The organism is Pseudomonas sp. B2021, from assembly GCF_018135665.1.
GTDB lineage: Bacteria > Pseudomonadota > Gammaproteobacteria > Pseudomonadales > Pseudomonadaceae > Aquipseudomonas > Aquipseudomonas lactis.
Window position 1 is genome coordinate 3,318,400 of record NZ_SMOF01000001.1, and the last position, 12,158, is coordinate 3,330,557.

The 12,158-nt window shown below is 59.3% G+C and carries 8 protein-coding genes; 3 read left to right on the forward strand and 5 right to left on the reverse strand.

The window, feature by feature from the left end:
- A complete protein-coding gene (locus tag E1K68_RS14810; RefSeq protein WP_034135599.1) occupies window positions 1-273 on the forward strand; it encodes a DUF1652 domain-containing protein in 273 nt (90 codons plus the stop codon).
- A gap of 572 nt (window positions 274-845) precedes the next feature.
- On the opposite strand, the gene E1K68_RS14815 is transcribed toward E1K68_RS14810, so the two are convergent.
- Complete coding sequence (locus tag E1K68_RS14815) at window positions 846-3,308, reverse strand: UvrD-helicase domain-containing protein (RefSeq protein WP_212614327.1); 2,463 nt, start codon at window positions 3,306-3,308, stop codon at window positions 846-848.
- Window positions 3,309-3,525: 217 nt separating this feature from the next.
- Between E1K68_RS14815 and E1K68_RS14820 the strand changes: the two genes are divergently transcribed.
- Window positions 3,526-4,221: a pirin family protein gene (locus E1K68_RS14820; RefSeq protein WP_212614328.1), complete on the forward strand. Its 696-nt coding sequence runs from the start codon at window positions 3,526-3,528 to the stop codon at window positions 4,219-4,221.
- A 113-nt stretch (window positions 4,222-4,334) separates the two neighbouring features.
- Here E1K68_RS14820 and pgm read toward each other — a convergent pair whose 3' ends face one another.
- The 4 genes from pgm to E1K68_RS14840 all read right to left on the reverse strand — a co-directional run bounded on the left by pgm (window position 4,335) and on the right by E1K68_RS14840 (window position 10,832).
- Complete coding sequence (gene pgm / locus E1K68_RS14825; RefSeq protein WP_212614329.1) at window positions 4,335-5,978, reverse strand: phosphoglucomutase (alpha-D-glucose-1,6-bisphosphate-dependent); 1,644 nt, start codon at window positions 5,976-5,978, stop codon at window positions 4,335-4,337.
- A gap of 261 nt (window positions 5,979-6,239) precedes the next feature.
- Window positions 6,240-7,643: a PLP-dependent aminotransferase family protein gene (locus E1K68_RS14830; RefSeq protein ID WP_212614330.1), complete on the reverse strand. Its 1,404-nt coding sequence runs from the start codon at window positions 7,641-7,643 to the stop codon at window positions 6,240-6,242.
- 36 nt (window positions 7,644-7,679) lie between these two features.
- Window positions 7,680-9,104: a hypothetical protein gene (locus E1K68_RS14835; RefSeq protein ID WP_205884990.1), complete on the reverse strand. Its 1,425-nt coding sequence runs from the start codon at window positions 9,102-9,104 to the stop codon at window positions 7,680-7,682.
- Window positions 9,105-9,809: 705 nt separating this feature from the next.
- Window positions 9,810-10,832 (reverse strand): zinc-dependent alcohol dehydrogenase family protein, encoded by a 1,023-nt coding sequence (locus tag E1K68_RS14840; protein ID WP_003191130.1) that lies wholly within the window; start codon window positions 10,830-10,832, stop codon window positions 9,810-9,812.
- A gap of 268 nt (window positions 10,833-11,100) precedes the next feature.
- Between E1K68_RS14840 and E1K68_RS14845 the strand changes: the two genes are divergently transcribed.
- A complete protein-coding gene (locus E1K68_RS14845) occupies window positions 11,101-12,015 on the forward strand; it encodes a LysR substrate-binding domain-containing protein (protein WP_034127379.1) in 915 nt (304 codons plus the stop codon).
- Window positions 12,016-12,158: the final 143 nt, after the last annotated feature.

Sequence of the window (12,158 nt, forward strand, 5' to 3'; positions counted from 1 at the left end):
ATGAACAAGGTGGGCAACATGAACAAAGTGACATTCCCCAACGCCTGCCAGCTGATGCGCTGGCATTTTCACCCGATGGGCTTCGAGGGCAGCATGGACGCCCCCGGCAGCATGATCGTCCGCCTGTTCGACCGGGCCAGCGGTGAGACGTTGATCGCTATCGCGGGGATTCCGTGCGCTACGGTGATGAACGCGGCTGATGTTGAGCGCATCATCGAGGCAGTGGAGGATGAATTGGAGAGTTTCGTGCCGCCGTTGTCGTTGCGGGCGTGAGGTGGCAATAGCGTAGTAACGCCCCACTTTGACGGTAACCACGATGCGAAGCGAGTCGCTCTTGATCTTGATCTGCTTTTGATCTTGATCTGCTTTTGATCTTGATCTGCTTTTGATCTTGATCTCAGGCGCCCCGTTAAACCACGCTGGCCGAATGCAGGCTTGAATTCGTGGGTAACCCGGCAGGACGCCGGGTTAGCCGCCCCGCGCCATGGATGGCGCGTGGCGGCGGCCCACGGATTCAAGCCTGCGTTCGGGCACACCGAGCCTAGGCGAGGTGCCGAGTGGTGGGGCAAGAGCGTTTTGCTTACTTTGCCGCTTTTGCAAAGTGAGCCGCTGTCAGAGCGGAACCCTAAGCGGCCGTTACCGCAGGAATGGATATGCACTCGGTATAACGGTGTCGACTGTGAGGCCGTCTTCGCGAGCAAGCCCGCTCCCACATTTTTGATCGTGGGGTTTCAGGTAGATAGGCGCCGGCTGGCAGGCCGCAATCGCAGGCAAGCCAGCTCCCACATTTTCGATCGTTGGGGTGTCAGGTAGATAGGCGTCGGCTGGCAGGCCGTCATCGCAGGTCAGCCAGCCCCCTTCACTGAACGCTGATCATCAAAAAACACCTTCCTGCCATCCACCCGCTCAGACGCCCTCGGCACATTCACACCCTGGCCTTCCGGCTTCTCCACATACCAATAACAATGGCTGACCGCCCGGGTAATCCCCACGTAGGCCAGGCGCAACACTTCGTCTCTCTGCGCATTGTCATAAGGCTCGCTGTCGCCATCCTTGCCCAAACCCGCCATGCGATACACCTGATTCTTGTACGGCGAACTGGTGACATGCTGACAATCACCCAGCAAAAACACCGCATCCGCCTGCAAGCCCTTGGCACTGTGATAAGTCAGCTGTTTAAGCCTGCGCGCCTGAGGCGCCAAGCTAGAATCAACATTAACTACCGACTGAATATGTTCCTGAATCAATAACTTATCGCTACTTTTTCGATAAAGCATCAGGATTGAATCGCCCCGCTGATAGTGCTTCAGCAACCGCTGCCCCAGTGCCGCGTCGTCACGTTCCAACACCGTGACGGGCACCAATGCCTTGGGCTCGCCACTGGCCCTGGCCTTCTTGCCCGGGATGGCCGGTGCACTGCGTACGATATGTTCGGCGGCGTCGATGATGTGCTGGTGGCTGCGGTAGTTCTCCCCCAGCATCACGCGGGTAGTGCTGGGCGAAACAAACTCCTTGTTGAACTCCATGAAGTACTTGGGCGAACTGCCGCGCCAGCCGTAGATCGATTGCCAGTCATCCCCCACGCACAACAAGGATGAGCGTTGCGCCCCACGCCCGACGTGCATGGCCGGCCCGCGGCTGCGGATTTCCCGCAGGCTGGCGCGGATCCAGGACACGATCTGCGGCGACACGTCCTGGAATTCATCGATCATCAGGTGCGACATCGGCCGCAACAGCGGATCGCTGAGCAGCTTGAGGTTCTCCGGGGTGTTTTCGCCAAATAGCGAGAACATCCGGTTGTAGGTCATGATCGGCGGCGATTGTTCCAGCAGGTGATCTTCCAGGGCCTTCCAGAAAATGCTCAGAGCCTCGAAGAACAGCCGGTCCGGGTCGTCTTTGGCGAAGCTCATCTGGCCAACCGCCGTAGGCACATCCAAACCAAGGTTCTCGATAAACCCGGCTGCCATGACAAAACTGTCCAACAGGGGCGCCGAAGCGAGCTCGCCTTTAACCTTGTAATCAAAGCCTGGCCCGGCCGTAGCATCGCCGCCCAGGCTGCTCAAAAGGCGCTTGGAAGATTCGTAATTATCCAGCCATATCAGCGGCTTATTGCAGAAAGCTTGAAACAACGTGCGCTTCACCGCCCATTCTGCACGCACCGAGAGTTTCGAATTCGGCCGACTGATCTGCGGGTTTTCGCGCCCATCGAACCCCAGTACCACCCAGGCATCGAGCTCCGGGATATAGCCGTGGCAATGAAATTGCGCGCCGTTGATTTCAAAGACCTGACGGCTGGGCTCGATGCCTTTGATCGGCCAGGCACCGGCGCGAAACCACAGGTCTTCGATCACATCACAGAGTTCTTCATCACGCTTGGCGGCCAGTTCAGTCACGGCCATGCGCTTTTGCACGTCCGGATGATCGCGCTCCAGCTCCTTGAGCTGGAGGCCATGGCGTGCCAACGGCGCTATCAACTCGCGAAAGCGCTCATGGCGGCCATACAAGCGGTGATAACAGGCGTTCATCTGTTGCCGCTGGGCGTCGCTGATACGCAGGTCGAAAGCGTTGCTGTCGGCGTCGTCAAAACCACCATTGAGGTTCTCAAAGGCTTGCAGCCGTTCAAAGCCCGGCAGGCTGCGCACCATCGGCAGGATGCGCGAATGAAAGGTGCGCACCACCGCCTGAGCTTCTTTAATGCCAAGGGGTTGGCCCCACAGGCTGAGAATCTCCATGAGTTTGTTGATGAAGTCCTTGCGCGACTCGCGGGTGAACGTCACCACCGTCATGGAACTTAGCTCAAAGCCCAGGTAATGGCTGAGCAGCAGGATGCGCAGCACCAAGGACGTCGACTTGCCGGCGCCTGCGCCCGCAATCACTGAGGTCGAGGGCGTGTCGCTGAAGATCATCTTCCATTGCGCCGCACTTGGCTGCGCGTGGGCTGGCAGCAGGCGTGCGACATCGGCCTTCATGCGTTTCTTCAGCTCTGCGGTGAGCGGCAACCGCCAATCGTCGAACAGGCTGTCATCTACGCCTGGCGCACGGTACTCATCGGGGCGAAAGTCACGAATCAACAGGACCTGGCGGCCCTCTTCAATGCCATCGGCCTTGCCCTCGCGGTAACCGTATTCAACGCCCGCCTCATGCCCACTGCGAAAGCCGTCCGCCTGGCCATGCAACCAGGAAAACCGATGTTGCGCACGCAAACGCGTGAGGCCATGGCCGAACAGGCGAGCGGCAAGCCGCTTCAACAGCGGCATTTCAGCCAAGGGGCGCAGTTCGGGAGGTAGATCAGGCTGTTGTTGCGACACGCGGACTCCTGCGGTGAGCTTGTTTTGACCAAGCCGTCATGGTCGCCGGAAACGCCGCTCAGTTCCAGCCAAATGCTTTGCTGTCATGCAGTTAGGCGATGAAGTGAAAGTGAACACCGGGGTTAACCATCGAATAAATGAATCATAAACAGGCGTTTTTTACGCTTTTTCTCGATCATGCGCTGCTGGATGATAGGCCCATCAACAGGAGACGATCATGCTTGAACTTCGACCTTTCAACACACTGGGCGGCGCCCACCATGGCTGGCTTGACGCTCATCACCACTTTTCCTTTGCCGAATACCACGACCCCCAGCGCATGCACTGGGGCAACCTGCGGGTGTGGAACGACGACATTATCGCCCCCGGCAGCGGCTTTCCCCAGCACCCGCACCGCGACATGGAAATCATCACCTATGTGCGCGAAGGGGCCATCAGCCATGCCGACAGCCTGGGTAACAAAGGCCGCACCGAAGCCGGCGACGTGCAAGTAATGAGTGCAGGCACCGGCATTGCCCACAGCGAGTACAACCTGGAGGCTACGCCCACCAAGATCTTTCAGATCTGGATCATTCCCAATGAGGCTGGCTTGCCGCCGTCCTGGGGCGCCAAACCGTTTCCACAAGGCCACCGCGAGGGCTTTGTAACGCTGGCCAGTGGTAAGGCTGGCGACATTGAAAGCTTGCGGATTCGTGCGGATGCACGCTTGGTGGCGGCGAACCTGAAGGCCGGGGAAAGCGCGGAGTACCGGTTGGACAGCGGTCGCCGTGCCTACCTGGTGCCCGCCACGGGCGTGATTGAAGTCAATGGTGTGCAGGCAAAGGCGCGAGACGGTGTGGCGGTGGAGGATGAAGAGGTATTGCGGGTGACGGCGATTGAAGACAGCGAAATTGTGCTGGTAGACCTGGCCTGATCATGTAGGAGCGAGCTTGCTCGCGAAGAACTCACCGACGCCGCGTTCATTCAGAAGCACGCGTTATCGTTGACGTTTTTCGCGAGCAAGCTCGCTCCTACATACAGTGTCAGTTATTGGCTGATTGCACCATCGACCAACACCTGCGCCTCTTCCACCAGTTGCTTGAGGTGTTCTTCGCCAATGAAGCTCTCGGCGTAGATCTTGTAGATGTCCTCAGTGCCCGAAGGCCGTGCGGCAAACCAGCCGTTTTCGGTCATGACTTTCAAACCGCCAATCGCTTGGTTGTTGCCCGGCGCATGGCTGAGGATCTGCTGGATGCTCTCCCCGGCCAATTGCGTGGACGTGACCTGCTCCGGCGACAGTTTACCCAGCAGGGCTTTTTGCGCTGGAGTGGCCTTGGCATCCACGCGAATGGCGAACGGCTCACCCAGGGCATCGGTCAAGCCACGGTAGAACTGGCTCGGGTCCTGGCCTTTGCGCGAGGTCATTTCTGCGGCCAGCAAGGCCGGGATCAGGCCGTCCTTGTCGGTGCTCCACACGCTGCCGTCTTTGCGCAGGAACGAGGCGCCGGCGCTTTCTTCGCCGCCAAACCCCAACGAACCTTCGAACAAGCCATCGGCAAACCACTTGAAGCCCACCGGTACTTCGTACAGGCGACGGCCGATGCGCGCTGCGACGCGGTCGATCAGGCCGCTGCTGACCACGGTCTTGCCTACGGCCGCGTCGGCACGCCAGTCCGGACGGTTCTGGAACAGGTAGTCGATGGACACCGCCAGGTAGTTGTTGGGCGCCAGCAAGCCACCAGAGGGCGTGACGATGCCGTGGCGGTCGTGGTCCGGGTCACACGCAAACGCAACGTCGAAGCGTTCCTTGAGCCCGATCAGGCTTTGCATGGCGTAGCTGGAAGACGGGTCCATGCGAATCTGGCCATCCCAGTCGACGCTCATGAAGCGGAAGGTTGCGTCGACCTCGGTATTCACCACCTCCAGGTTCAAGCGGTAGTGCTCGGCAATCGCCGACCAATAGCGCACCCCTGCTCCGCCCAATGGATCCACGCCCAAGCGCAGGTCGGCGCTACGGATCGCGTCCATGTCGATCACGTTGATCAGGTCGGCCACGTAGCTGTTGAGGTAGTCATGGCGATGGGTGGTGTCTGCCTTGAGCGCCTGGGCGTGAGTGATGCGCTTGACCCCGGCCAACTTGTTGGCGAGCAGTTCGTTGGCCTTGGCTTCGATCCACTTGGTGACGTGAGTATCGGCTGGGCCACCGTTAGGCGGGTTGTACTTGTAGCCGCCACTTTGCGGCGGGTTGTGGGACGGTGTAATCACAATGCCGTCCGCCAGGCCGCTGGTACGGCCACGGTTGTAGCAAATGATGGCGTGGGAAATCGCCGGCGTCGGCGTGTACTCATCGCCCTCGGCCAGCATCACGTGCACGCCGTTGGCCGCCAGGACTTCCAAGGCACTGGCACCGGCTGGCGTCGACAATGCATGGGTATCCAGGCCGACAAACAATGGGCCCGTGATGCCCTGGGCTTCGCGGTACAGGCAGATGGCCTGGCTGATAGCCAGCACATGCCACTCGTTGAAACTCAGTTCGAACGAACTGCCACGGTGCCCGGAGGTACCAAAAGCCACGCGCTGAGTGGAGATCGCTGCATCAGGCTGGCCGGTGTAGTAGGCCGTGACCAGTCGCGGGATATCCACCAGCAACTGGGCTGGCGCCGGTTTGCCCGCAAAAGGACTGATAGTCATGCATAAACCTCGAAAAGAAGGATTCGGAAAAAATGACAGTTTACTGAGACTTGGACTACTGCGCGACGGTATCGATCCGACAGCCTGAAGAGAAATTTCGCATAATTGAGGTGAGGATATGCACTCGGCCTGACCGGCTGTCAGGCCAGCTCCCACATTGGATAGTTGTAGGAGCGAGCTTGCTCGCGAAAAACTCACAAGCGCCGCGTTTATTCAGGCAGCGCGCGTTATCGTTGACGTTTTTCGCGAGCAAGCTCGCTCCTACTCAGTCTGCGCCTGCCGTAGTGACTGCGCCAGCGTATCCAGGGCGATGTCGAGGTTGGGATGGCCACTAAAGGTATGGCTCAAGCGCATATGCTGGTGATGCAAACCACTGAGGCTGAACAGCTCGCCCGGGGCAATCACCACCTGCTGGGCGAGCATGCGCTGAAACACCAGGCGCATGTCCACCGGCGCCGTCGACTGCAACCAAAAACTCGCCCCGGCCACGGGCATGCGGTAATGCACACGCCCTTGCAGACGCACATCCAAGCGGTGACTCATGGCATGGGCCTGCTCGTGAAGGCGCTGACGCAGCGTCTGCAGGTGCTGGTCAAACCGCCCACTCTCATAAAGCCGGGCAATGGCGCGTTGTCGGATAGCAGACAGTCGAAATGAACGCAGCAAGAATTGGCGCTGCAATTCACTGCTCATCTGCCGCGCCAGCAGGTAACCAAAGGGGGCTTCCGGGCCCAACACCTTTTCGAACGAAGAAAACACGATCAGCCGCTCTGGGTTGACCCGGCTGCGCAAGGCCGGCCCGGGCGGCGCAAAGCTCAGGTCACCGAAGGTATCGTTCTCCAGCAACCAGCAGCCGTGCTGGTCGAGCAGTCGCGCTACGTGCAGCCGCTCGGGTTCGGTCATGGTGTTACCCGAGGGCATGCTGACCACGGATGAGAGCAGCACAAGGTGCACCGGTTCATGGCGCAGCAGGTGCTCCAATGTGGCCAGGTCCGGACGGCCGTCGGCACGCCAGGGCCATTCAATAACCCGTACGCCAGCGGCCTGTAGCAGGCGCAACACCAGGTAATCGCAGGGCGATTCAACCACCACCACGGTGCCTTTGAGGCCCAGGGCATCAATGAGGATGCCCAGTACGCCTTGAAGGTCCGCCCCCACATACACCTCATCCGCTTGCCAGCAGCGGGTGGGCGACGAGGTATAGCGGGCGGCCAAGGCAGCGCGCAACTCCCACACACCGCAGGGTTGCGAAGGTTGCAGGTGATGGGGATACCGGCGTACCAGTTGGCGTTCCAGCGCCAGCAAGGCGCCATCCACCGACCCCAACAGCGCCGGTTCATCACCACTGAGTACCACCATCGCCGGGCGCCGTGCAGCCGTGTACAAGCGCTCGAGCAAATCAGTACCGGCCATAAGGGGCGCGTTTGCAGCCACGGGCCAAGCGAAGTAGCCGGATTTGGCCACCGAGTACACTCGGCCTTCCTTTTCCAGCAACGAATAGGCGTACTGAATCGTCGAGATCGACACATTCATGCGCGTCGATAACTGCCGCAGGGACGGCAGTTTCACCGGCGTTTCCCGGCTGACTTCGTTGATCAGGTTGATCATGTAGCGGTATACCGCCTGATAGGCAAAGTCTACTTGCCGCTCCCCCCGAAGGTTCATCGTTGCTCACCGGCGTTCATTGGCGGACACACGTTGCTAACGCCCCGACACTTGGGCGACGCGCGCCTCGGGCCGCGCGAAAGCTCGTTTGCGCGCCCGCGTGCCGCGTCCTTCCAACAGCGGGCGCTTACGATACAGGTGCTGCAACAGCGGCAGCGGCAACCCACTGGTATCTACCAGCCACTGATGCAGGATGTCCGCTGCGGGTTTGCCCTGTAGTGCCTTGTGGAGTTCGGGGAGCGCTACCAGCATGCCGGGATGGCATTGACGCAAGAAACTCTCCAACCGCTCGCCATGCTGAACAAAGGGTGCAAATAACAGGCAGGTCAGCTGGCTGTCGTCCAGACCCGAGAACTCCTGGATGTAGGCGGTGGACAGCAACTGCCCTTCTCGCCCGGACGCTTCTTTGATCAGCGCGACCGGCACGTGCCTGCGATGCAGGAAGTCCGCCGCACGCCGAACAAACCCCGCGACGCCATGTTCGTAGGAAAGCTCACGCAGGCACTGGGCCTGCACGCCGTGCAAATGCGCCATGAGCATTGGGTTGGGATAGGCTGGATGGCTGAAATGGAACTCGAACGGGTCCCGCTTGTGGGCGAGGAACCCGGTGAGCAGTGGCGCATGCCCGACGTCGGCGTCTTTGAGCAAGTCGGCGATGCCGATATAGGCCAAATGACGATGCCAGCCCCGGCCCGGACTTTCGTTGCCCGCATAGTGCTCGCCATAGACGTCGCGATAGCAACCCACACTCCACTCCTCCATGCGTGCAAACCATGCATTGAGCGACGATGGCTTAGCGGGCGCAAAGGCAAGGCCGGTCGCCAGCGCGCTTTTTTTCAGCCACGCGATGTATTGGCTTTGCTTGCGCGCTGAGTCACCGCTGACCAAGGCGTGTACGCCGCCGTTCCAGGTAGCGACCCGTTGATAGAAATCGCCGAGGGCCAGGAGCGTGTCATCGCACAGGGCGGCGCGGATATCGCCGGATGTCAGGTGCCCGATCATCAGCTTGTTACGCTGGCTGATTTCCCGAGCGGCATTGGACGCCGGGCGCTGATGGTTAAATGGCAGCACCTCATGGTTTTCCACCATCAACAGCTCTACGCGGGGGTCGTCATGGAAGAACAGCGCTGCGTAGCCTTGATTCAGTGAGTCGAGCGTTGCTTGAGTCATACCCGCATGCCGCAATGTTGCCACCCGTATCTGAAAAGTCTTGGGCGAGCGTCCGGCAATGGTCAGTTGCGCCGCACGCAGCAACGCGAGGGTGTAGCTGCTCACTTCGCCGCCACCATGGGCGATCAGTACTTTGTAATTGCCCACTTGTTCCATGCCGCCTGCGGCCACCACGATTCGCTGAACGAGCAATTGAAGTGACGTTCGTTCGGCGCGCGTAAAGTGCCCGATTAAACGTTGCAGAACTTGCTGGTAAACATAGCTCATGGCTTGTTCATGAATAGTGCTCATCGTTCTACTACCTGAGTTGAAATATCAGTTTCAAGCAACTACCAAACAGCGTTGCTCGACCTATTACATCTGTAGGCTTGTCTTCCATTGCGCAGCACAAGTTTGAGTCAACATTAGCACCTTGCAACAAAAGCGCAGGTGAGAGCATTGAAGGCGCCCATGGCTGCTCCGCCGGAGAATCCAGCGCCTGCGCGGGCTCCAGCGAAACAGCTGTTAGCCTTAGGAATGTTCCGACAACGTCCTACACTGTTTTAACTAAGCAATTAGAGAATTGTCCGACGAATATTAATCACCTGCGCACCTGGGCTGCGCGTAAAGCAAAAGGGTATTCGTTTTGCACTTGCCGAAAAAAACAATCCGAGCCTCGTTAGTTCTGAAGGTGCGTGACGCAACTGCCGTGTAATCAATCATGGCTCAATCCTTGAGATGACAATGAAGACTCAATTATCGGCACTCAAATAATGATTAACAGATACAGAACAGCGTCAAAAAGCAGTTCAGATGACCTGCCAGCCCCACTTGAATGACGCCCACACAAGAGCGCCGCACTGGATTTCAGGGCGGCGCATGGCAATAACGGTATTGTTTGCGGGGTAGAACGCCCCTGCGGCGGCTCAACCCCGGTGCGGGTTAAGCCCTGTCAAATGGCGCATTTGCCTCATCAGCTCAGGCGCCGGAGTATTCATTTGCGAATACTCCTACAGCTCAAACAGCTTCAACCTGCAACGCCACCCGTTCGCGGCACGGGCATTCATCCATGTATCGGTGCGCTTCGACGAACTGACTGAACGGAAATACCGTGGTTTTCAGTGGGACAAGCACACGGTCGGCCGTCAGCTGGTTGATATCGCGCAACGCACGCTGCAACGCCACTTGGTCCTGGATAATGCCCAGCTCCGGCTTGCCGGTGAAGTTGCCGATACAGTGCACAAAGAACTGAATGTTCTTCTGGAACGCCGCACAGGCCGGGAATGGCGTCTGATTGCCACCTTGCAGGCCATACAGCACCAGGCTGCCGCGCGGCGCCAGGACGTCCCCAAGCAGCGACATCTGCGGGCCTCCCAAGCCATCGAACACCACGTCGACGCCACGGTTGTCCGTGAACTTGTTGATCTGCATCAGCAGGTCTTGTTCTTCGGTCACGATGACCTTTTCCGCCCCGAGAGACAGCAGGTATTCACGTTCAGCACTGTCTTTGGTGGCGGCAATCACCCGTACACCCAGGGCCTTGCCCAGCTGCACAAACGAAGGGCCGGCACAGTGGCTGGCGTCGGTCACCAGGGCAAACTGGCCGGGCTTGACCCGCGCCAGGTCCATGTAGGCAAAGTACGCAATCAGCAGCGGCGTGTAATGCACGCTGGCTTCAATCGGGCTCAAGACATCCGGGTAACGGGTCAGGGCCGAACGGGGCAAGACGATCTGCTCGCCATACACCGGGTAATCATTGGGGCTCTCGGCCGGAAAACTGGCCACCTTATCGCCCACTGCCAAATCATCCACGCCGTCGCCGAGGGCGACTACCACACCGGCCATTTCATGGCCCAGGCCAGAAGGCAGGCGTGCATGGGAAGACGCCAGGTTCTGGCGCCACAGAACGTCGTACCAACTGATGCCGATCGCGTCGACACGCACCTGCACTTCGCCCGGTGCGGGCTGTGCGGCTGCATGCTCTTCGCATTTGAGCACCTCGGCCGGACCAAACTTGTGAAAACGGATCGTGCGGGACATCGCAAACCTCGTCAAAGTAACCTCTAATGCCATGAACTTTATCTGGGCTTTGGGGGTAAGACCACCGGTCACCATTAATAGTCGACATGCCTGTCATTGATTCCGCGAAGGAGGAACACCCCTCAACTATCGTAGGAAAAATCAATTAGCCGGTGCAGAGTACCAGCCTTTCCCCGTAAGATTCATGCCGGTCATCCTTCTGAATCGAACCTCAGGGGTTGCTACGTGACCGCTCACATCAAGTTTGCTGACTCTTCCAGGACACAAGATGAACCGTAACGACCTGCGTCGTGTCGACCTTAACCTCTTGATCGTATTCGAAACCTTGATGCATGAGCGCAGTGTGACCCGTGCCGCCGAGAAATTGTTCCTCGGCCAGCCGGCCATCAGCGCAGCGTTGTCACGCCTGCGCGGGTTGTTCGATGACCCCCTGTTCGTGCGCACCGGGCGCAGCATGGAACCCTCGGCCCGCGCCGTGGAAATCTTCGCCCTGCTCTCCCCGGCCCTGGACTCGATCTCCACCGCCGTCAGCCGCGCCGCCGAATTCGACCCGGCCACCAGCACCGCCGTGTTTCGCATTGGCCTGTCCGACGACGTGGAATTCGCCCTGCTCCCGCAACTGCTCAAACGCCTGCGCTCCGAAGCCCCCGGCATCGTGCTGGTGGTACGCCGCGTCAACTACATCCTGATGCCCGGCCTGCTGGCCTCCGGCGAAATCTCCATCGGCGTCAGCTACACCGCCGACCTGCCCGCCAACGCCAAACGCAAGGTACTGCGCCGCAGCCTGCCCAAACTGCTGCGCGCCGACAGCGTGCCCGGCTCGCTGAGCCTGGATGACTTCTGCTCGCGCCCCCACGCCCTTGTCTCCTTTGCCGGCGACTTGAGCGGGTTTATCGATGAAGAGCTGGAAAAACTCGGCCGCAAGCGCCACGTTGTACTCGCGGTGCCGCAGTTCAATGGCCTGGGTACGTTGCTGGCGGGTACGGACATTTTGGCCACCGTGCCGGATTATGCGGCGGAAGCATTGACCTCGGCGGGTGGGTTGCGGGCCGAAGACCCGCCGTTGCCGGTGCGCTCGTTTGAGCTGCATATGGCGTGGCGGGGTTCGCAGGATAATGATCCGGGGGAGCGGTGGTTGAGGTCGAGGATTCAGATGTTTTTTGGGGATCCTGAGAGTCTCTAGTGGCCGTCTGGCAGCTGTTTATCTGATCATTTCTGCCTTTTCATAGACCATGAAGACCCATCCATCTCCAGTGGATTGCTCCATTGGGGCACACCTGAGTGCATGCCTCGAATGGTTTGAAAAGGAAAGTCCATGTCATCTGA